Raw genomic sequence first — 21,298 nt, forward strand, 5'->3', positions numbered from 1 at the left:
TGGCGAGCGGGCTTGCCCCGCGTTGGGGCGCGAAGCGGCCCTGACAGGTTCGCCGCGCCCTGCCAGGGATAACGCCGTGTTATTTAGATGGGGGCGGCTTTGCCGCCCCAACGCGGGGCAAGCCCGCTCGCCACAAGGTGCCTGCACAGCAGAATTAATAGAGAGCCCGGATGACTGATATTCCCCATTTCCCGCTGTCCGCCGTGGTCGGCGCCGAAAACCTGAAACTGGCGCTGTGCCTGACCGCCATCGACCCCAGGATTGGCGGCGTGCTGATCGAAGGCCCGCGTGGCATGGCCAAGTCCACCCTGGCCCGTGGCCTGGCAGACCTGTTGGCCAGCGGTCAGTTTGTCACCTTGCCCCTGGGCGCCACCGAAGAACGGCTGGTGGGCACCCTGGACCTGGACGCCGCACTGGGCGAAGGTCGCGCGCAGTTTTCCCCTGGCGTGCTGGCCAAGGCCGATGGCGGTGTGTTGTATGTCGATGAAGTCAACTTGTTGGCTGATCATCTGGTCGACCTGCTGCTGGATGTGGCGGCCAGCGGCACCAACCTGATCGAACGCGATGGTATTTCCCACCGGCATTCGGCGCGCTTTGTACTGATCGGCACCATGAACCCGGAGGAGGGCGAGCTGCGTCCGCAGTTGCTCGACCGCTTCGGTTTCAACGTGGCGTTGAGCGGGCACACCTTGCCGGCCGAGCGCGGGCAGATCATCCGCCGTCGCCTGGATTTCGACAGCGATCCCGCTGCGTTCTGCGCACAGTGGGCTGAACCGCAGGCAGCCTTGCGCGAGCGTTGCACCCAGGCGCGGGCGCGGCTCGACAGTATCCCACTGGATGACCAGGCGTTGGCGCAGATTACCGAGCGCTGTTTTGCCGCCGGGGTCGATGGCCTGCGCGCCGACCTGGTGTGGCTGCGTGGCGCACGGGCCCATGCGGCGTGGCGTGGGGCCTCCGCCATCGCCGAGGAAGATATCGACGCCGTGGCCGAATTTGCCTTGCGCCATCGTCGCCAGGGGCCATCCGCACCGGCCAGCCCACCCCATGAAGGTCCGTCAGCAAGCCACACGGACACCGCACCCGGCCAAGGTCAATGGGGCGACATGCCTGCACCGGCCCTGCCCACAGGCGCTCGCCGAGAAGTACCCACCTGGCCAAAAAAGCCCTAGGCATCCGCCCTCGACCTGGCACGGGGGCGGATGCGCGACCCAAGGCGGGGCGACTGGAGAAAGGCCGGCACGGCAAGGCGCGCGCCGCCAGGCAGGGCACGATCAACTGGCCGGGCACCTTGCTCGGTGGTCGGCCGCAGTGCCGTGACGACCTGCTGTTTCACCTGCGCAGCCGTTCGGCCCATGAGTTGTGGCTGGTGATCGTCGATGCATCGGCCTCCACTCGGCGGCACCGCGCGTTGACCGATGCCAAGGGCTTGCTGGCGCAACTGTTTGATGACGCTTATCGACAGCGCGCACGCATGGCATTGCTGACGGCCAGCGGGCAGTCGCCCAAATGGCAGGTGCAGGGGCTCAAGGCGGCGAAAAGCCTGGCAGGCTGGTTGGAGCAATTGGGGGCAGGCGGGGGTACGCCGTTGCTGGCGGCGTTGACCGAGGCCAGGCATTGGCTGATGGCGCGGCGCAAGCGTTATCCGGCTGAGCAGCAGCGCGTGCTGGTGATCACGGATGGGCGACTCAAGGACATTACTGGGTTGCCGTTATTGGCGTGTGCGGGGTTGCTGGTGGATATCGAGCGCGGGCCGATCAGGTTGGGGCGCGCCCAGGAGTTGGCGGTGGGGTTGCAGTTGGAGTATCGGCATATCGATAGGTTGTAGTGCCTGGGTCGCCGCTATCGGGGGCAAGCCCCCTCCCACATTTGACCGAGTACAGGCATTTGGAATGCGGTCAGTGTGGGAGGGGGCTTGCCCCCGATGAGGCTCTCACAGACACCCCCCAATCTATCCGCCAGCCCCCGGCACATTCGGCCAAAGATCCGCCACCAGAAACAAGCGCTCGGCTTCCTCCCAATCCTCTCCGCTCTGCACCAGCCGTACCAGCAACTGCGCCGGTGCCATCGGGTTGAGGTCCGTCAGCCATCCCTGCATCTGTTCCTCGCTCCATACCTCACTCGCAGGGTAATGCGCCGGCGCCAGCCACGCGTGCCGGGGCAGGGGTTGCCAGCGGCCGGGTGGGCGGGTGCTGATAAAGTCGCGCCAATCGCGCTGGTGCAGCCAACGCCCACGCAGATGCTGGGGGTGGGCGCCGCGGGGCGGTTCGGCCTGGCCCGGCCAGGGATACAGCAGGTAGCCGCCGAGCCATAAATGCGCATCGAACTGCTGGATATCCAACGCCGCCAACGCTTGGCGGCTTTCCGGCCGTGCCGAGATCGGCAATTGATGCTGGGCCAGGTGCGCCAGCTTGCGGTCCAGCCGATCATGACAGCCTGGGCCCAACCATTGCGCGGTGTCCAGGCCATCGCCGTCCTGCGGGCCGAGGTAGAGCTTGATCGCCAGTTCCAAGTGGTGCACGCCTTCGCGGTCGCGCAGCAGCATGTCCAGTTCGCCCAGGGTATGCCCGGCGCGGCGGATCGGCAGGTTGGCGGCGAGCAGTTCCACGCCCGGCGCATGCTGCACGGCGAACTGCCACAGACGCTCGTAGTACAAGCCCAGGCGCCGGGTGCGTGACAGGTTCAACCAATGCTGCAAGGCGCTGCTGTCCTGGTCCAATTGCCGCAGCCACTGTTCGAGGCGGTCGGGCGCCTGCACCCAGTCACTGCCCGCCAGCGGATGGCGTTGCGGCCAAGGCGTTTGCGCGAGCATCGGCGGGGCGAGCATCACCCATGCCAGGTCGCGCACCTCGGGGTGGCGCAGCTGGCGGGGCAGGTTGTGCAAGTCGGGGAACAGAGTCATGGTCCGAGCATAGCCTTTTACGCTGGGTCAGGTGGCTGAGAAGCGTTGTCATCAAGGCTTCACGGCGACAAAGGATTTTGCCTGAAGCAGCCTTTCGCCCATAATCGTTCTTTTTTGCCACACCCCAAGCCCGCAGGAGCCCCATGGAGCAATTTCGCAATATCGGCATTATCGGTCGCCTGGGCAGTACCCAGGTGTTGGACACCGTCCGCCGGCTGAAAAAATTCCTGCTGGAACGCCACCTGCATGTGATCCTCGAAGACACCATCGCTGAAATCCTCCCCGGCCACGGCCTGCAGACCTCGTCGCGCAAGATGCTTGGCGAAGTGTGCGACATGGTCATCGTGGTCGGCGGCGACGGCAGCTTGCTCGGTGCCGCCCGGGCGTTGGCGCGGCATAACGTGCCGGTGCTGGGGATCAACCGTGGCAGCCTGGGTTTCCTGACCGATATCCGCCCCGATGAACTGGAAGTGGAAGTGGCCAAGGTGCTCGATGGCCATTACCTGGTGGAAAACCGCTTCCTGCTGCAAGCCGAAGTGCGCCGCCACGGCGAAGCCATCGGCCAGGGCGATGCCCTCAATGATGTGGTGCTGCACCCCGGCAAGTCCACGCGGATGATCGAGTTCGAGCTGTATATCGACGGCCAGTTCGTCTGCAGCCAGAAGGCCGACGGCCTGATCGTCGCCACGCCCACCGGTTCTACCGCCTATGCACTGTCGGCGGGCGGCCCGATCATGCATCCCAAGCTCGACGCCATTGTGATCGTGCCGATGTACCCCCATATGTTGTCCAGCAGGCCGATTGTGGTCGACGGCAACAGTGAGCTGAAAATCGTGGTTTCCAAAGACATGCAGATTTACCCGCAAGTCTCCTGTGACGGGCAGAACCATTTCACCTGCGCCCCCGGTGACACCATCACCGTGAGCAAAAAGGCGCAAAAGCTGCGGCTGATCCACCCGCTGGACCACAACTACTATGAAGTGTGCCGTACCAAGTTGGGCTGGGGCAGCCGCTTGGGGGGTGGAGGCGACTGATGCTCGATCCCGCGCGTAGCTACGACCTGATTGGTGACGTGCACGGTTGCGCTCATACCCTTGAGCACTTGCTCGACCTGTTGGGCTACCACAAACAGGCTGGCACCTGGCGCCATCCGTCGCGTATGGCGGTGTTCCTCGGCGATATCATCGACCGTGGCCCACGCATTCGCGAGGCGTTGCATATCGTCCATGACATGACCGAGGCCGGCCAGGCGTTGTGCATCATGGGCAACCACGAATTCAATGCGCTGGGCTGGACCACGCCGGCGCCACCCGGCAGTGGCAAACAGTTCGTGCGCGAGCACAACCCACGGCACGAGCGGTTGATCCACGAGACCCTGACCCAATTCGAGCATCACCCCGCCGACTGGCATGACTTCCTCGGCTGGTTCTATGACATGCCGCTGTTTGTCGACGCCGGGCGTTTCCGCGTGGTGCATGCGTGCTGGGACGATGGGTTTATCCAGCCGCTGCGCGCAACGTTCCCCGACGGCTGCATCGACCAGCACTTCCTGCAGGCCGCGGCCGTGCCGGGCAGTTTTGCCTGCAACGCGTTCGACCGCCTGCTGCGCGGTACCGACATGCGCCTGCCGGATGGCTTGACCCTGACCGGCGGCGACGGGCTGACACGTTCGTTCTTCCGCACCAAATTCTGGGAGGACGACCCTAAGACTTACGGCGACATCGTGTTCCAACCCGATGCCTTGCCAGAGCCAGTGGCACGCACACCGTTATCGTCCAGCCAAAAGAACTCCCTGCTGCGCTACGGCGTCGACGAACCCTTGCTGTTCGTCGGCCATTACTGGCGCAGCGGCAAACCGGCGCCGATCCGCCCGAACCTGGCTTGCCTGGACTACAGCGCGGTGCTGTACGGCAAGCTGGTGGCCTACCGCCTGGACCAGGAAACCCGCCTGGATCCAGGTAAATTCGTATGGGTGGACGTTGAGCGACCCGAGGTGATTGTATGAGTGCCGTGCCCGTATTGCGCTTGCCCCTGAGCGTCGACCTGGGCGGTTTCGTCAAACTGCTGCAACGCATGCAGGTGCCCCATCGCGTCAGCGAAGAAGCCGGCGAGCAGGTGTTGTGGGTGCCCGAGACCATCAGCGACGACGTGCGCGTGCTCTACGAACGCTTTCCTGCGGGCGACCCGGACCAGCAATTGGATATTCCTGAGCAGGCGCCGGTTTCGCGCCCAGGCTTTGTCCAGCAATTGCGGCATAGCCCGGTCACCGCCTTGGTGCTGCTGGCAAGCATCATTGTCGGCGCGGTGACCTTGCTCGGTGAAAACCTGCAAGCCATGAGCTGGCTGACGTTCCTGCCTTTCCGGGTGACGGGCGAGTACATCCAGTTCACGCCATTGGCCGATTCATTGGCTTCCGGCCAGTGGTGGCGGTTGATCACGCCAATGCTGATCCACTTCGGCATCCTGCACCTGGCCATGAACGGCATGTGGTACTGGGAGCTGGGGCGGCGCATCGAAGTGCGCCAGGGCGGCATCAACCTGTTGGGCCTGACCCTGTTGTTCAGCCTGGTCTCCAACTACGCGCAATACGCCTATGGCGGCCCTGGCCTGTTTGGTGGGTTGTCCGGCGTGTTGTATGGTCTGCTCGGGCATTGCTGGATCTTTCAATTGCTCTCGCCCAACCCGGCTTATCGCTTGCCCCGTGGGGTGCTGGTGATGATGCTGGTGTGGCTGGTTCTGTGCCTGTCGGGGCTGGTCTCGATGATCGGTTTCGGTGAAATCGCCAATGCTGCCCATGTTGGCGGCCTGGTTATCGGTTGCCTGACGGGTTTGCTGGGCGGCTTGTACAGCCGTCGCAAATCTTCTATTTGATAAGGAAGAGCCTCATGTCCTCTTTTGCTGAAATGATCGAAAACATCACCCCGGATATCTACGAGAGCCTCAAGCTCGCCGTGGAAATCGGTAAATGGTCCGATGGCCGCAAGCTCACTGCAGAACAGCGTGAACTGTCCCTGCAAGCGGTGATCGCCTGGGAAATCCAGAACCTGCCCGAAGACCAGCGCACCGGCTACATGGGCCCGCAGGAATGCCAGTCGAAGTCGACCACCGTGCCGAACATCCTGTTCAAGTCGGATGCGATCCATTGATTGAAATCGGTCGCGGTGCAGTCAGCAAAATGTCGGCGCAACTCGGTGAGCCGACCGTTCAATATGCGTTTCGGCTAGGCGATACCGAGGTGCCGGTCAACCCGTTGATCGGCACCCATGTACGCCTGGAGTATCTCGGCGCCATCCATTGCAGCCATTGCGGCCGCAAGACCAAGACCAGCTTCAGCCAGGGTTATTGCTACCCGTGCATGACCAAGCTGGCCCAGTGCGACCTGTGCATCATGAGCCCCGAGCGTTGCCATTACGACGCCGGCACCTGCCGTGATCCCAGCTGGGGCGAACAGTTCTGCATGACCGACCATGTGGTGTACCTGGCCAATTCGTCGGGGATCAAGGTCGGCATCACCCGCGCCACCCAACTGCCCACCCGTTGGCTCGACCAGGGCGCCAGCCAGGCGCTGCCGATCATGCGGGTTGCAACACGCCAGCAGTCCGGTTTCGTCGAGGACCTGTTCCGCAGCCAGGTCGCCGACAAGACCAACTGGCGTGCGTTGCTCAAGGGTGATGCGCAATCGGTCGACCTCAAGCAGGTACGCGACGAGCTGTTTGCGTCCTGCGCCGAAGGCCTGCTGGGTTTGCAGGAACGCTTTGGTTTGCACGCCATCCAAACCATTGCCGACATCGAACCGATCGAAATTCGCTACCCGATCGAGCAGTATCCGACCAAGATCGTCAGCTTCAACCTGGACAAGAACCCGATTGCCGAAGGTACGCTGCTGGGGATCAAGGGTCAGTACCTGATCTTCGACACCGGCGTCATCAATATTCGTAAGTACACGGCCTACCAGCTCGCCGTGCATCAGTAAAAGGATCCCCTCATGCGCACCGAACAACCGAAGATGATTTACCTGAAGGACTATCAGGCGCCGGATTACCTGATCGAAGAGACGCACCTGACCTTCGAGTTGTTCGAGGACCACAGCCTGGTCCACGCGCAACTGGTGATGCGCCGTAACCCCGAGCGCGGTGCCGGCTTGCCGCCGCTGGTACTCGATGGCCAGCAGTTGGAGCTGCTGAGCGTGAATCTGGGCGACCGTGAACTGGCCGCGGCCGACTACCAACTGACCGATAGCCACCTGACCCTGCAGCCGACCGCCGAGACGTTCACGGTCGACACCAGCGTGCGCATCCACCCGGAAACCAACACCGCGCTGGAAGGCCTGTACAAATCCGGCAGCATGTTCTGCACCCAGTGCGAGGCCGAAGGGTTCCGCAAGATCACCTACTACCTCGACCGCCCGGACGTGATGAGCACCTTCACCACCACGGTGATCGCCGAGCAACATCGCTATCCGATCCTGCTGTCCAACGGTAACCCCATCGCCAGCGGCCCCGGCGAGGATGGCCGCCACTGGGCGACCTGGGAAGACCCGTTCAAGAAGCCGGCCTACCTGTTCGCGCTGGTAGCCGGTGACCTATGGTGTGTCGAAGACACCTTCACCACCATGACTGACCGCACCGTGGCGCTGCGTATCTACGTCGAGCCGGAAAATATCGACAAGTGCCAGCACGCCATGACCAGCCTGAAAAAGTCCATGCGCTGGGATGAAGAAACCTACGGCCGTGAGTATGACCTCGACATCTTCATGATCGTGGCGGTCAACGACTTCAACATGGGCGCCATGGAGAACAAGGGCCTCAATATCTTCAACTCCAGCGCCGTGCTGGCGCGCGCCGAAACCGCCACCGACGCCGCGCACCAGCGGGTCGAGGCGATCGTCGCCCACGAATATTTCCACAACTGGTCGGGCAACCGCGTGACCTGTCGCGACTGGTTCCAGCTGTCGCTGAAAGAAGGCTTTACCGTATTCCGTGATTCGTGCTTTTCCGCCGACATGAACTCGGCCACGGTCAAGCGCATCCAGGACGTGGCTTACCTGCGTACCCACCAGTTCGCGGAAGACGCCGGCCCCATGGCCCATGCCGTGCGCCCGGACAGCTTTATCGAGATCTCCAACTTCTACACCTTGACCGTGTACGAAAAAGGCTCGGAAGTGGTCGGCATGATCCATACCTTGCTCGGCGCTGAAGGCTTCCGTAAAGGCAGCGACCTGTATTTCGAACGCCATGACGGTCAGGCCGTGACCTGCGACGATTTCGTCAAGGCCATGGAAGACGCCAACGGTGCCGACCTCAGCCAGTTCAAACGCTGGTACAGCCAGGCCGGCACGCCACGCCTGGCGGTCAGCGAGTCTTACGACGCCGCGGCAAAAACCTACAGCCTGACCTTCCGTCAGAGCTGCCCGGCCACCCCAGACAAGGTGGAAAAACTGCCGTTTGTGATTCCAGTGGAATTGGGCCTGCTGGACGGGCAGGGCGCCGGTATCGCGTTGCGCCTGGCCGGTGAGGCGGCGGCGAGCGGTACTTCGCGTGTGATTTCGGTGACCGAAGCCGAGCAGACCTTCACCTTCGTTGATATCGCCGAACAGCCGTTGCCGTCGTTGTTGCGTGGCTTCTCGGCGCCGGTGAAACTGAGCTTCCCGTACACCCGCGATCAACTGATGTTCCTGATGCAGCACGACAGCGACGGCTTCAACCGCTGGGATGCCGGCCAGCAACTGTCGGTGCAGGTGTTGCAGGAACTGATCGGCCAACATCAGGCGGGGCAGCCGCTGAAGCTGGATCAACGCCTGATCGATGCACTGCGCAGCTTGTTGAGCGATGACAGCCTGGACCAGGCGATGGTCGCGGAGATGCTCTCGCTGCCGGGTGAAGCCTACTTGACCGAAATCAGTGAAGTGGCCGATGTCGACGCCATCCACGCCGCCCGCGAGTTTGCCCGCAAGCAACTGGCCGACCAACTGTTCGAAGGGCTGTGGCTGCGTTACCAGGCCAACCGTGAGCTGTCCAAGCAAACCCCGTACGTGGCTGCAGCCGAGCATTTTGCCCGTCGCGCCTTGCAGAACATCGCGCTGTCGTACCTGATGCTCAGCGGCAAGCCCGAAGTGCTGGCGGCGACGCTGGACCAGTTTGATACCAGCGACAACATGACCGAACGCTTGACCGCGCTGGCGGTGCTGGTGAATTCGCCATTCGAGGCGGAAAAAACCAAGGCGTTGGCGGTATTCGCTGAAAACTTCAAGGACAACCCGCTGGTCATGGACCAATGGTTCAGCGTGCAGGCCGCCAGCGTCTTGCCCGGCGGGTTGGCGCGGGTCAAGGCGTTGATGGAGCACCCGGCGTTCACGATCAAGAACCCGAACAAGGTGCGTGCACTGATTGGCGCGTTTGCCGGGCAGAACCTGATCAACTTCCATGCGGCGGATGGCTCGGGCTATCGCTTCCTGGCGGACCTGGTGATCCAGCTGAATGCGTTCAACCCACAAATCGCTTCGCGCCAGTTGGCGCCGTTGACTCGCTGGCGTAAATACGACAGCGCGCGGCAGGCGCTGATGAAGGCGGAGCTGGAACGTATTCGTGGTTCGGGTGAATTGTCCAGTGATGTGTTTGAGGTGGTCAGCAAGAGCCTGGCGTAACGCGCGGGTTGGTTGACGAAAACGGCCCACCGATTGCTCGGTGGGCCGTTTTTTTTGCGTGCGGTCGAGTGGGCTGAAGGGCTGTTGGTTTGAATGTGGGCACTGAGTATTGGCTGACACACGCTGTCCAGGCCGCCCCACAGCTTATGGGTCAGTCGGTTTTCTGCAGGGTCAGCACTTCGAACCCGTCCCGTGTCACGGCGACGGTATGTTCCCACTGCGCCGACAGGCTGTTGTCCTTGGTCACCACCGTCCAGCCGTCTTTCAGGCTGCGCACTTTGGCGCTGCCCTGGTTGAGCATCGGCTCGATGGTAAACACCATGCCTTCTCGCAGTTCCAGCCCGGTACCGGGGCGGCCGAAGTGCAGGACCTGTGGCTCTTCATGCATCTGCCGGCCAATGCCGTGGCCGCAGTATTCACGCACCACGCTGTAGCCGTTGGCTTGCGCGTGGCTTTGGATCGCATGGCCGATATCGCCCAGGCGCGCGCCTGGCTTGACTTGGCGGATGCCGGCCCACATGGCTTCGAAGGTCACTTCAACCAGGCGCCGAGCCTTGGGGGGGACGTTGCCAATCATGTACATCTTGCTGGAGTCGGCGATGAAGCCGCCTTTTTCCAGGGTGATGTCGATGTTGATGATGTCGCCGTCCTTGAGGATGTCCTTGGCACTGGGCATGCCGTGGCACACCACTTCGTTGATCGAGGTGTTGATGGAGAAGGGGTAGTCGTATTGTCCGAGGCTGGCCGGGCGGGCCTTCAAGTCGTTGCGGATGAAGGCTTCGACCGCCGCGTCCAGCTCCAGGGTGGAACGGCCGGCGATGACAAAACCATCGAGCATGCTGAACACCTGGGCCAGCAGGCGACCGGCTTCGCGCATCACGGTCAGTTGGGCAGGGGTCTTGATCATTGGCTGCGGCCTCGGATCAGGTCGGGCTTGTCCAGCAACAGTTTGTTGATCAGCTCGTTGTACGGCAGGCTGGGGTTGAGCTCGGCCAGCAGGCCGATCTTGATCCAGAACTCGGCCTGGGCGTTGATGGAACGATCCATCGCGGCGCTGGCCAGGCGCAGTTGTTCGTGCAATTGGTCGGTGATCTTGACGATGCCCATGGTGTTCACTGTGTTGATTGAATATATGAAGCGTATACGTTTCGTATATTATGAGTAAACCCCCACGCGCTAAATGGTGTTGGGCCATTGACTTGCCCTGCACCCGCCGGGTAATTTCGATACATGACATTTCAAACTTTCCGCAGCCAGCCAAGCATTATTACCGCCATTCCTCATTTGGCGGGATAGCGCACGGCTGTACCCAAACCCGCCCTAGAGGCGGGTTTTGTTTTTCCGTCTCCAGGGCCCTTTAAGCAAGCCAGGAGACACCCATGAGCACCTGCACAGCGCCCCACACTGCCGACACGGGATTGCTTGAGCACTATGTGAAGAAGATCCTCGCCGCCCCGGTCTATAATCTGGCGCTGCGCACGCCGCTGCAAGCCGCCCCGGCGTTGTCGGCATTGCTGGGCAACCAGGTGCTGCTCAAGCGCGAAGACTTGCAGCCGACCTTTTCCTTCAAGATTCGCGGTGCCTACAACAAGTTGGTGCAACTGAGCGATGAGCAGAAGGCTCGCGGCGTGGTGACCGCTTCGGCGGGCAACCACGCCCAGGGTGTCGCCCTGGCAGCGCGCGAGCTGGGGATCCAGGCACGCATCGTCATGCCGTGCAGTACGCCGGAATTGAAAGTGCTGGGTGTGCGCTCCCGGGGCAGCGAAGCGGTGCTGCATGGTGCGAGCTTTCCATTGGCCCTGGCCCATGCGCTGCAACTGGCCGAGACGTCCGGTTGCACCTTTGTCTCACCGTTCGATGACCCGGACGTCATCGCTGGCCAGGGCACCGTGGCCATGGAGATCCTGCGCCAGCAGCAGGGCGCGTTGGACGCGATCTTCGTGCCGGTGGGCGGCGGTGGCCTGATCGCCGGGATCGCGGCATACGTCAAATACCTGCGGCCACAGGTGCGCATCATCGGCGTCGAGCCGGAAGGTTCGAGTTGCCTGTTGGCCGCCCTGCGCGCGGGCGAGCGGGTGGTGCTGCCCAGTGTCGACGGGTTTGCCGACGGCACTGCCGTGGCGCAGATCGGCGCATATGGCTATGAAATCTGCCGGGATTGGGTGGATGAAGTCATCACTGTCAGCAACGATGAACTGTGCAGTGCGATCAAGTTGATCTATGACGATACCCGGTCCATCACCGAACCCTCCGGCGCGTTGGCCGTGGCGGGTATTCGTCACTATGTCGGCCAAAACGGCGTGCGTGGGCAGACGCTGGTGGCAATCAACTCGGGCGCCAATATCAACTTTGATAGTTTGCGATATGTTGCTGAAAGAGTGGCTGCGCAGGCGGCTGTTTAATCCGAAGGCCAGGGTTAAACGTTTAATCGAAGCTGTTCGGCGATGATCTAACTCGTGCGATCCGGACTTGCACAAAGTTATACAAAATGGCGCCTTGCTTATGAGGAAAGGTTACAACGGCATTGGATTTTGCCGAGTACGCTTGGAAGTTGTAAGCGTCTGCCAGGGTTGGCAAGACGTGGCAGGCACGCGCCTGCCAGGCCTATAACAATTGTTGGCAGTCTCATAAAAAGGAGAGGTTGGCCATGCTTTCAGATTTAGAACTTCGCAGCATTATTGAAGGAAGTTTTCTGCCTAAACGGTGTGAATGTATCAAAGCCGAAGATGCTTCGTTGACGATCAAGGTCTATGACGACCGCGACCGCGACCGCGTGGACCTGGAAGTCAAAGGTATAAACGCCGACAAACTCGACAGCAGTCGCGCAATTTGCAATCTGATTACTGGATTACGCGAAGACCTGAAGCAGTCACAGGCACCGGTCCTGCAAAGAGCCGCTGGGCGCAGTCACTTCTGATAGTTGGACATGAACGCTGGGCCTGGTGATTGCCAGGCCCAACGCTGTTTATGCCCGCCCATCAATTCTGGAAGTCGCAGGCTTCGGACAGTTTCCGATAGCTGACATCTTCGACTTTGCCCGCCTTGTCCACGAACTTGATATCCGCGTCGATGACCTTGCAGTCATCGGTCGGGGCTTCGTTCATGGCCAGGACCTTGGCGATGTTCATCGGCATGCCGTAATGGTAAGGCACGGGTTTGGCCGCGGCGTCTTGATCGTCGGCCTGGGCCAGACCCGACACCGCTGCCAGCGCCAGTGCGCCGCCGAGCATGAAGGTACGCAGTTTCATGGTGGTTCTCCGCAAGTGGATACACCGTTACCCTCGGCTTGCGGGATTAACCATCGATTAATTTCTACTTCGCTGACAAAACCTTCATGAATGCGTGGTTCAGCCCAGTTGGTGGCGATACGGCAGGTCCGGCCCGGTCTTGCCGCAGGTCAACGCTGCGGCGCGGATGGCGAAGCCGAGCATGGCGTCGATCTGCGCGCGGGTCAGCTGTTGCAAGCCCTCGACCGAATCCAATTGCTGTTCGGTCAGCCAGGCAATCAGCGCGGCCTGGAAGGTATCGCCAGCCCCCACGGTATCGGCCATCACCACCTTGACCGCCGGCGCGGACCAGTTGCCATGCTGGCGGCTGAACACGCTGGCGCCATCGCCGCCACGGGTCAGGAACACCAACTGGCAACGGTGTTGCAGCCAGCCTTGCAGCACGCTTTCCGGCGATTGGTCGGGGTAGAGCAGGTGCAGGTCTTCATCGCTGACCTTGATCAGGTCGGCGTACTTGACCAGTTCCGCCACGCGTTCGCGCCAGAGCTGGATGTCGGGCTGCGGGTTAAGCCGCACATTCGGGTCGAGGCTGATTAGGCGCTTGCCGCTTTCGCGCTTGACCAGGCTCAGCAGGGTATCGCCAATCGGCTGTACCACCAGGGAGAACGAGCCGATATGCAGGCCGCGCACCTCATCGTCGAGGACCGGCAAATGCGCGACTTCCAACAGCCGGTCCGCGCAGCCTTCACCCCGAAAGTTGTACTGCGGTGAGCCATTGGCGCCCACCGCGACCATCGACAGGGTGGTCGGCGCGGCGAATTCCACCAGGAACTGTTCGCTTACGCCTTCGTCTTTCAGCACCTGCAATAAGCGCCGGCCGAGGAAGTCGGTGGACAGCCCGCCAAACAGCCCGGCCTCGATGCCCAGGCGGCGCAAACCCACCGCCACGTTGAACGGCGAACCGCCAGCAATCGCCTGGTAATTGACCCTGGAAGCCTGCCCGCTGGCATCCTCCTCACTGAAAAAATCAAACAGCGCCTCACCGCACACCAGATACATAGTCGTTCGCTCTTAAAGGGTTGCCACATGCTGTTGATAGCGTTCGTAAGCCTGTTGGTAGGCGCTGACACTGGCGGCCACCGGCAGGGTACGGCTGGCCGGATCGACACTCACGCATTTGTCGCACAGGCTGGCCAGGGATTCGCCGGACTGGCTCCACGCCGCCTGGATCGCCGCGCCCAGGGCGGCGGCTTCGCTTTGTTCGGTGCAGATGACTTCGGTGTTCATGATATCGGCGACCATCTGCCGCCACACCGGACTTTTCGAACCACCGCCGATCAGGCGGATGCTTTGGCTTTGCAGGCCGGTCTGACGCAGCAGGTCGAGGCCGTAGCGCAGGCCGAAGGTGGTGCCCTCGACGACGGCGCGGCACAGGTTGGCGCGGGTCAGGTTGGTCATGGTCAGGCCGTGCAGGCTGCCCGTGGCATGGGGCAGGGCGGGCACGCGTTCGCCGTTGAGGAACGGCAGCATGCTGACGCCGTCGGCGCCGATGGGCGCCTGTTCGACCAGGGCGTTGAACGTGGCCAGGTCGAGATCGAACAGTTCGCGAATCACCCCGGTGGCATTGGTCAGGTTCATGGTGCAGATCAATGGCAACCAGCCGCCGCTGGATGAGCAGAAGGTTGCGACCGACGCCTGCGGGCTCACATTGGGCTGGTCGGCAAAGGCATACACGGTGCCCGAGGAGCCCAGGCTCATGGTGATCACGCCGGGCGCGATATTGCCGGTGCCGATGGCGCCCATCATGTTGTCGCCGCCGCCGCTCGAAACGATGGCCTCGGGGTTGATGCCCAGGCGTTCGGCGATGGCGGGGAGGATCGTGCCAATGGTGTGGTCGGCTTCGATCAGTTCCGGCAAGGCCGCTTCCAGGCGCCCGCTGGGGTCGATGTGCTTGAGCAACGCCACATCCCATTCACGGGTGCGCACGTTGAAGTAACCGGTGCCCGAGGCGTCGCCGTATTCCGCGACGGCGCGGCCGGTGAGCCAGTAGTTGAGGTAGTCGTGGGGCAGCAGGACGTGGGCGATGCGCGCGAAGATGTGCGGGTGCTGCTCAAGGGTCCACAGCAGTTTCGACACGGTGTAGCCCGGCGCAATCGCCACGCCCAGGCGTTCCAGCGAGCCGCTCTCGCCGCCCAGGTAGGCCAGCAGGCGCTGGTTCTCCGGCGCGGTTTCGGTGTCGCACCACAGCTTGGCCGGGCGCAGCACCTGGCCGCTGTCATCCAGCAGCACCAGGCCGTGCTGCTGGCCGGACACGCCGATGCCGAGGATGTCCTGGCCGTCCACGCCGGCCTGTTGCAGGGCGCGGTGGGTGGCCTCGGTAAAGGCGTCGAGCCACTCCTGGGTGTGCTGTTCGCGACGGCCATTGGCGCCGCTGATCAGCGTATGTGCGGCGGCGCCCAGGCCCAGGACCTTACCGCTGGAGGCGTCGAGGACGATCGCCTTGGTGCCTTGGGTGCCGCAGTCGATGCCGAGGAACAGGTTTTGCTGGGTCATGATGGTTTGCTCAGCATTATTGTTGGATTGTAAATGCGCTTTAAATATGGGAGGGGGCTTGCCCCCGATGGCGGTGTTTCAGTGTAAATGTTCTTTACTGACCCAGCGCTATCGGGGGCAAGCCCCCTCCCACAGTTTTAAGCCGGTTGCTTCAGAAGCTGTTGCAGGGTCGCGGTGACGCCGTGGTCGCGCAGGCTCCCATAGCACCGCTCGAACGCTGCCACAAATTCAGGCGAGTTGGGAATAGCCTTGCCGAAAATCTCCTCCACGCCCAGCAACCGCTGACTGATCAGCCCCTCGTCACTCACCAGGCCTTGGCAGAACTCCGCGCGCGGATCCGGGATCTTGTAGCTCACCCCATTCTCATCCACGCCCTTCAAATACAAGGCCCAGGCAGCGACGACCAGCGCCGCGCGCTCCGTCTCGCGCCCATCGGCAATCAGGCGGTTGATGGTCGGCACGGTGAACTTGGGAAATTTCGACGAGCCGTCCGAACACACCCGTTCCAGCTGATCGGCAATCGCCTGGTTGGAGAAACGATCCACCAGGGTCTGCTTGTACTCGGTCAGGTCGATCCCCGGCACCGGCGCCAGGTTCGGCGTGACGTCGAGGTCCATGTACGTGCGCATATACGCGACGAACAGCGGGTCATTCATGGTCTCGTGCACAAACCGATAGCCTTTGAGAAAACCCAGGTAGGTCAAGGCCAGGTGGCTGCCATTGAGCAGGCCGATCTTCATTTCCTCATAGGGCGTCACGTCGTCGGTGAACTGGACGCCGACCTGTTCCCAGGCCGGGCGGCCGTTGACGAACTTGTCTTCCAGCACCCACTGCACAAAGGGTTCGCACACCACTGGCCAGGCATCGTCGATGCCGTGCTCGTCGTGCAGTTGCAGGCGGTGGGCGGTGCTGGTCATTGGCGTGATGCGGTCGACCATGGCATTCGGGAAGCTCACGTTGGCCTTGATCCAGTCATGCAGTTCGGCGTCGTGCAGGGCGGCGAACGCCAGCAGGGCCTTGCGCGTCACGGCGCCGTTGTGCGGCAGGTTATCGCAGGACATCACCGTGAAGGCTGGCGTGCCGCTGGCACGGCGTTGGGTCAGCGCGGCGCAGATAAAGCCGAACACGGTTTTCGGCGCTGTCGGGTGGGCCAGGTCGTGCTGGATCTGCGGCAAGTGGGCCATGAACTCGCCGTTGCTGTCGTCAATGCAGTAGCCGCCCTCGGTGATGGTCAGCGACACGATACGAATGGCTGGGCTGGCCAGTTTGTCGATCAGCGCCTGGGCACCGTCTTCGGCCAGCAGCATGTCGCTGAGGGAACCGATCACACGCACTTCGGTGTCGTCGGTATCGCCCAGTTCATACAGGGTGAACAGGTAGTCCTGGCCGGCCAGGTCGTCGCGCGCCTTGCGGTCCTCGGCGCGCAGGCCGACACCGCAGATGCTCCAGTCCAGGCCAACCCCGGTGTTCATCAGCGCATCGGTGTAATACGCCTGGTGCGCGCGGTGGAAGCCGCCGACGCCAATGTGCGCGATGCCCTGGGTGGTGCTGGCAATGTCGTAGGTCGGCAGTTTCACGTGTGGCGCCAGCCGGTTGAGGTTCTGTTTGTTCAGCTTCATAACGAAATACTCGCGAAATCAGGCGGCAGCGCGCAGTGGGCGGGCCACGGCCACGCCATCGGTGTCGAACAGGTGGCAGTGCGCCGGGTCGAGGTGCAGGTGCAGGGTCTCGCCATATTGGCTGGCCATGTCACCGCGAATCCGCATGGTCAGCGGTTCGCCGTTGGTGGTGTTGACGTGGCAGAAGGTGTCACTGCCCAGGCGTTCCCCGACATCGGCGGTGACGGTCAGGCCGGTCTGGCCCGGCGTGGCGATTTCCAGGTGCTCCGGACGAATACCCAGGGTCACCGCACTGCCTACGCTCAGGCTGGCGCCGCTCAGGGGCAGGCTGATCAGGGTGCCGGCATCCAGTTGCACGTCGCAGCCCTGGCCGTCGACGCGAGTGACCTTGCCCTTGAGAAAGCCCATCTTCGGTGTGCCGAGAAAGCCCGCCACAAACAGGTTGGCCGGCTGGTGGTAGAGCTCCAGCGGCGAGCCGACCTGTTCGATGCGGCCACTGTTGAGCACCACGACCTTGTCGGCCAGGGTCATGGCCTCGACCTGGTCGTGGGTCACGTAGATCATGGTCGCTTGCAGTTCTTTATGCAGGCGCGCCAGTTCCAGGCGCATCTGTACGCGCAGCGCGGCGTCGAGGTTGGACAGCGGTTCGTCGAACAGGAAGATCTTCGGGTTACGCACAATCGCCCGGCCAATCGCCACGCGCTGGCGCTGGCCGCCGGACAGTTGCTTGGGCTTGCGCTCCAGCAACGGGCCCAGCTCCAGGATGCGCGCCGCTTCGTTGACCTTGCTCTCCACCAGCTTCTTGTCGACGCCGGCCAAATCCAGGGCAAACGACATGTTCTTGCGCACGCTCATGTGCGGGTACAGCGCGTAGGTCTGGAACACCATCGCCAGGTCGCGCTTGGCGGGGGTGACTTCGGTGATGTCGCGGCCATCGAGTTCGATGGTGCCTTCGCTGACTTCTTCCAGGCCGGCGATCAGGCGCAGCAGGGTCGATTTACCGCAGCCCGAGGGGCCGACGAAGACCACGAATTCCTTGTCGTGCACTTCCAGGTCGATGCCCTTGATGATGGAGAAGCCTTCGAAGCCTTTTTGCAGATTCTTGATTTTCAGGTTGGCCATGGGATGGGCCTCCTCTTTTAATTTTTATGGAAACCGTTATTTCACGGCGCCGAAGGACAGGCCGCGCACCAGCTGTTTCTGGCTGATCCAGCCGAAGATCAGGATCGGCGCACAGGCCAGGGTCGACACGGCAGACAATTTGGCCCAGAACAAGCCTTCGGGGCTGGAGTAGGAGGCAATCAGCGCGGTCAGCGGCGCGGCACTCGACGAGGTCAGGTTCAACGACCAGAACGCCTCGTTCCAGCACAGGATCAGCGACAGCAGCACGGTGGAGGCCAGCCCGCCCTTGGCGATCGGCAGCAGCACCCGCACCATTTCCTGCCACAGGGTGGCGCCATCGAGGCGGGCGGCTTCGAGGATGTCTTTCGGGATGTCCTTGAAGTAGGTGTAAACCATCCACACCACGATCGGCAGGTTGATCAGGGTGTAGATGATGATCAGCGCGATGCGCGTATCCAACAGGCCAAAGCTCTTGGCCAGCAGGTAGATCGGCATCAGTACGCCTACCGGGGGCAGCATTTTGGTCGACAGCATCCACAGCAGGGTGCCTTTGGTGCGCTGGGTTTCATAGAACGCCATGGAGTAGGCGGCCGGTACCGAGATCAGCAGGCACAGGGCCGTGGCGCTGAATGAGATCACCACTGAGTTCCAGGCGTAGGCGAAGTAGTTGCTGCGTTCGTTGATGTGCAGGTAGTTCTCCAGCGTCGGCGTGAAGATGAACTGCGGCGGCGTGGCGAACGCGTCGATTTCGGTCTTGAAGCTGGTCAGCACCATCCAGAAGATCGGGAAGAAAATCAGGATCGCGATGGCCCAGGCCAGGGTGCCGAGCAACAGGCTTTGCAGGCGGCGGGATTGTTGGAGTGTCATGGCGCGGCCCTCAAGGCTTGTCAGTCAGGTTTTTGCCGATCATCCGCACCAGGATGATCGCCGCGATATTGGCGATGACCACGGCAATCAAGCCGCCGGCCGAGGCCATGCCGACGTCGAACTGCACCAGCGCCTGGTTGTAGATCAGGTAGGCGAGGTTGGTCGAGGCGTAGCCGGGCCCACCGTTGGTGGTGGTGAAGATTTCGGCGAATACCGAAAGCAGGAAGATGGTCTCGATCATCACCACCACCGCAATCGGGCGGGCCAGGTGGGGCAGGGTCAGGTGCCAGAAGATCGCGATGGCGCCGGCCCCGTCCAGGCGCGCCGCTTCCTTTTGTTCCTGGTCGAGGGACTGCATGGCGGTCATCAGCAGCAGGATCGCGAAGGGCAGCCATTGCCACGACACAATGATGATGATCGACAGCAGCGGATAGTGCGCCAGCCAGTCCACCGGCTCGGCGCCGAAGAACTTCCACACGGCCGCGAGAATCCCCGACACCGGGTGGAAAATCAGGTTCTTCCAGATCAGCGCACCGACGGTGGGCATGATGAAAAACGGCGAAATCAGCAGCACCCGGACAATGCCACGCCCCAGGAACTCACTGGCCTCCAGCAGGGCACTGATCAGCACGCCGAACACCACGCTGATCAGCAGCACGCTGCCTACCAGCAACAACGTATTGGTAGCGCCGGGCAGGAAGCCCGAGTCGGTGATGAAGTAAGTGAAGTTTTCCAGCCCCACGAACTGGTTTTCGCCAGGGTAGAGCAGGTTGTAGCGGATCAGCGAAAAGTACAGGGTCATGCCCAGCGGCACGATCATCCACAGCAGCAGCAAGGCCACCGAGGGGCTGACGAGAAACCAGCCGGGGTTGGCCAGGCGGTTTTTGGTGGGTGTATTCATGGTGATCAGGACCGATTAGAGACGGGGGCGCAAAACCCCTGTAGGAGCGAGCTTGCTCGCGAAGGTATTTCAGGCGCATTGCGGCGTCGGATGTACCTTTTTCGCGAGCAAGCTCGCTCCTACAGGATCGGGGGTTACTTGGGGTAACCGGCCCGCTTCATTTCACGCTCGGTGGTGGTCTGCGCGGCGGTCAGTGCGGCATCGACCGTTTGCTGGCCGGTCAACGCGCCCGAGAAGAACTTGCCGACCTGGGTACCGATCGCCTGGAACTCAGGAATGGTCACCAGTTGGATACCGATATACGGCACCGGCTTGAGGGTCGGCTTGGTCGGGTCGGCGACTTTCAGCGACTCCAGGGTCACCTTGGCGAACGGCGCGGCCTTCATGTACTCGTCGCTGTAGGTCGACTTGCGGGTACCTGGCGGTACGTTGGCGATGCCGTCGGTCTTGGCCACCAGTTGGCTGTATTCCTCGGAAGTCGCCCAGGTGGTGAAGGTCTTGGCGGCGTCCTTGGCCTTGGAACTGGTCGGGATGGCCAAGGACCAGGAGTACAGCCATGAGGTGCCTTTGTCGGTTTTTTCGTGCGGGGCAAAGGTGAAGCCCACATGATCGGCCACTTTGCTTTGGGTCTTGTCGGTCACGAACGAGCCGGCGACGCTGGCGTCGACCCAGATTGCACACTTGCCGCTGTTGAACAGCGCCAGGTTTTCGTTGAAACCGTTGCTGGAAGCACCCGGAGGGCCGGATTTTTTCATGTTGTCGACGTAGAAGGTCAGCGCCTCCTTCCACTCAGGGCCATTGAATTCCGGCTGCCACTTCTCATCGAACCAGCGCGCGCCGTAACCGTTGGCCAGCGTGGTGATCAGCGCCATGTTCTCGCCCCAGCCGGCTTTGCCGCGCAGGCACAGGCCGTATTGCTCTTTGCTCTTGTCGGTGAGTTTGGCCGCGTATTCGCCGATCTGGGTCCAGGTCGGATGCTCAGGCATGCTCAGCCCGGCATTTTTGAACAGGTCGGTGCGGTAATAGGTGATCGAACTTTCGGCATAGAACGGCAGGGCATACAGCGAGCCCTTGACGGACAACCCGTCACGCACGGAAGGGAACACATCGTCCAGGTTGTAGGAGGCCGGAAGGTCTTTCATCGGTTCCAGCCAACCCTTGGCGCCCCACAGTGCAGCTTCGTACATGCCAATGGTCAATACATCGAACTGCCCGCCTTGGGTGGCGATGTCGGTGGTCAGGCGTTGGCGCAACACGTTTTCTTCCAGCACGACCCAATTCAGCTTGATCTCCGGGTGCGCGGTCTCGAAGGTTTTCGAGAGCTTTTGCATGCGGATCATGTCGCTGTTGTTGACGGTGGCAATGGTCAGGGTTTGCGCGCCGAGGCTGACGGCGCTGAGGGTCATGCAGGTAGTCATGCAAGTGGAGACAAGCAGTGCTTTTGCTGGGAACTTCATCGCGCACTCC

At 62.0% G+C, this 21,298-nt stretch carries 21 protein-coding genes; 10 read left to right on the forward strand and 11 right to left on the reverse strand.

The features are described 5' to 3' along the window. Window positions 1–170: 170 nt before the first annotated feature. Window positions 171–1,169 carry a magnesium chelatase ATPase subunit I gene (locus tag AC1Q6I_RS14200; protein ID WP_102624234.1) on the forward strand — a complete coding sequence of 333 codons (999 nt, stop codon included), beginning with the start codon at window positions 171–173 and terminating at the stop codon, window positions 1,167–1,169. Between the two features lie 53 nt (window positions 1,170–1,222). Further along, complete coding sequence (locus tag AC1Q6I_RS14205) at window positions 1,223–1,825, forward strand: vWA domain-containing protein (RefSeq protein WP_102624237.1); 603 nt, start codon at window positions 1,223–1,225, stop codon at window positions 1,823–1,825. Between the two features lie 123 nt (window positions 1,826–1,948). Here the strand turns inward: AC1Q6I_RS14205 and AC1Q6I_RS14210 are convergent, their stop codons facing one another. Next, window positions 1,949–2,899: a DUF1853 family protein gene (locus AC1Q6I_RS14210; RefSeq protein WP_102624233.1), complete on the reverse strand. Its 951-nt coding sequence runs from the start codon at window positions 2,897–2,899 to the stop codon at window positions 1,949–1,951. 143 nt (window positions 2,900–3,042) lie between these two features. Here AC1Q6I_RS14210 and AC1Q6I_RS14215 point away from each other — a divergent pair, with 143 nt between their 5' ends. Genes AC1Q6I_RS14215 through pepN form a run of 6 tightly spaced genes read left to right on the forward strand, consistent with a single transcriptional unit; the run spans window position 3,043 to window position 9,542 of the window. After that, a complete protein-coding gene (locus AC1Q6I_RS14215; protein ID WP_003217892.1) occupies window positions 3,043–3,933 on the forward strand; it encodes an NAD(+) kinase in 891 nt (296 codons plus the stop codon). Continuing rightward, window positions 3,930–4,904 carry a metallophosphoesterase gene (locus AC1Q6I_RS14220; protein WP_162163607.1) on the forward strand — a complete coding sequence of 325 codons (975 nt, stop codon included), beginning with the start codon at window positions 3,930–3,932 and terminating at the stop codon, window positions 4,902–4,904. Before AC1Q6I_RS14215 ends, AC1Q6I_RS14220 begins: the two co-directional genes overlap by 4 nt. Continuing rightward, window positions 4,901–5,770, forward strand: coding sequence for a rhomboid family intramembrane serine protease (locus AC1Q6I_RS14225; RefSeq protein WP_024075135.1), 870 nt, complete (start codon window positions 4,901–4,903; stop codon window positions 5,768–5,770). The genes AC1Q6I_RS14220 and AC1Q6I_RS14225 overlap by 4 nt, the downstream gene beginning before the upstream one ends. Before the next feature lie 14 nt (window positions 5,771–5,784). After that, window positions 5,785–6,045 (forward strand): YeaC family protein, encoded by a 261-nt coding sequence (locus AC1Q6I_RS14230; protein WP_017528545.1) that lies wholly within the window; start codon window positions 5,785–5,787, stop codon window positions 6,043–6,045. After that, entirely contained in the window at window positions 6,042–6,872 is an 831-nt protein-coding gene (locus tag AC1Q6I_RS14235) for a DUF2797 domain-containing protein (RefSeq protein WP_024075136.1), read from the forward strand. The genes AC1Q6I_RS14230 and AC1Q6I_RS14235 overlap by 4 nt, the downstream gene beginning before the upstream one ends. 12 nt (window positions 6,873–6,884) lie before the next feature. Further along, entirely contained in the window at window positions 6,885–9,542 is a 2,658-nt protein-coding gene (gene pepN / locus AC1Q6I_RS14240) for an aminopeptidase N (RefSeq protein WP_102624232.1), read from the forward strand. 151 nt (window positions 9,543–9,693) lie between these two features. Here pepN and map read toward each other — a convergent pair whose 3' ends face one another. Next, window positions 9,694–10,449 (reverse strand): type I methionyl aminopeptidase, encoded by a 756-nt coding sequence (map, locus tag AC1Q6I_RS14245; protein ID WP_102624231.1) that lies wholly within the window; start codon window positions 10,447–10,449, stop codon window positions 9,694–9,696. Then, entirely contained in the window at window positions 10,446–10,649 is a 204-nt protein-coding gene (locus AC1Q6I_RS14250) for a ParD-like family protein (RefSeq protein WP_024075139.1), read from the reverse strand. Before AC1Q6I_RS14250 ends, map begins: the two co-directional genes overlap by 4 nt. 272 nt (window positions 10,650–10,921) lie before the next feature. Here AC1Q6I_RS14250 and ilvA point away from each other — a divergent pair, with 272 nt between their 5' ends. Both ilvA and AC1Q6I_RS14260 read left to right on the forward strand, forming a co-directional pair. Then, window positions 10,922–11,944, forward strand: a complete 1,023-nt coding sequence (gene ilvA, locus AC1Q6I_RS14255; protein WP_024075140.1) for a threonine ammonia-lyase, biosynthetic — start codon at window positions 10,922–10,924, stop codon at window positions 11,942–11,944. 245 nt (window positions 11,945–12,189) lie between these two features. After that, entirely contained in the window at window positions 12,190–12,459 is a 270-nt protein-coding gene (locus tag AC1Q6I_RS14260; protein ID WP_024075141.1) for a DUF1652 domain-containing protein, read from the forward strand. 61 nt (window positions 12,460–12,520) lie between these two features. Here the strand turns inward: AC1Q6I_RS14260 and AC1Q6I_RS14265 are convergent, their stop codons facing one another. The 8 genes from AC1Q6I_RS14265 to AC1Q6I_RS14300 form a co-directional block, all read right to left on the reverse strand. Beyond that, the gene (locus tag AC1Q6I_RS14265; protein WP_024075142.1) at window positions 12,521–12,790 is read right to left on the reverse strand and encodes a DUF2790 domain-containing protein; all 270 of its coding nucleotides are present in this window, start codon (window positions 12,788–12,790) and stop codon (window positions 12,521–12,523) included. A 99-nt stretch (window positions 12,791–12,889) separates the two neighbouring features. Beyond that, complete coding sequence (locus AC1Q6I_RS14270) at window positions 12,890–13,828, reverse strand: carbohydrate kinase family protein (RefSeq protein ID WP_102624230.1); 939 nt, start codon at window positions 13,826–13,828, stop codon at window positions 12,890–12,892. 12 nt (window positions 13,829–13,840) lie between these two features. Continuing rightward, a complete protein-coding gene (gene xylB, locus AC1Q6I_RS14275) occupies window positions 13,841–15,322 on the reverse strand; it encodes a xylulokinase (RefSeq protein WP_024075144.1) in 1,482 nt (493 codons plus the stop codon). A 137-nt stretch (window positions 15,323–15,459) separates the two neighbouring features. Then, window positions 15,460–16,941: a mannitol dehydrogenase family protein gene (locus AC1Q6I_RS14280; protein WP_024075145.1), complete on the reverse strand. Its 1,482-nt coding sequence runs from the start codon at window positions 16,939–16,941 to the stop codon at window positions 15,460–15,462. Between the two features lie 18 nt (window positions 16,942–16,959). Then, a complete protein-coding gene (locus AC1Q6I_RS14285) occupies window positions 16,960–18,063 on the reverse strand; it encodes an ABC transporter ATP-binding protein (protein ID WP_069075875.1) in 1,104 nt (367 codons plus the stop codon). Window positions 18,064–18,099: 36 nt separating this feature from the next. Next, on the reverse strand, window positions 18,100–18,930 hold the full coding sequence (locus tag AC1Q6I_RS14290) for a carbohydrate ABC transporter permease (protein WP_005788583.1): 831 nt from the start codon (window positions 18,928–18,930) through the stop codon (window positions 18,100–18,102). A 10-nt stretch (window positions 18,931–18,940) separates the two neighbouring features. After that, the gene (locus AC1Q6I_RS14295) at window positions 18,941–19,831 is read right to left on the reverse strand and encodes a carbohydrate ABC transporter permease (RefSeq protein ID WP_024075147.1); all 891 of its coding nucleotides are present in this window, start codon (window positions 19,829–19,831) and stop codon (window positions 18,941–18,943) included. A gap of 134 nt (window positions 19,832–19,965) precedes the next feature. Further along, a complete protein-coding gene (locus AC1Q6I_RS14300; protein WP_168233115.1) occupies window positions 19,966–21,249 on the reverse strand; it encodes an ABC transporter substrate-binding protein in 1,284 nt (427 codons plus the stop codon). Window positions 21,250–21,298: the final 49 nt, after the last annotated feature.

The sequence above is a fragment of the Pseudomonas sp. MPR-R2A5 genome (assembly GCF_058793055.1).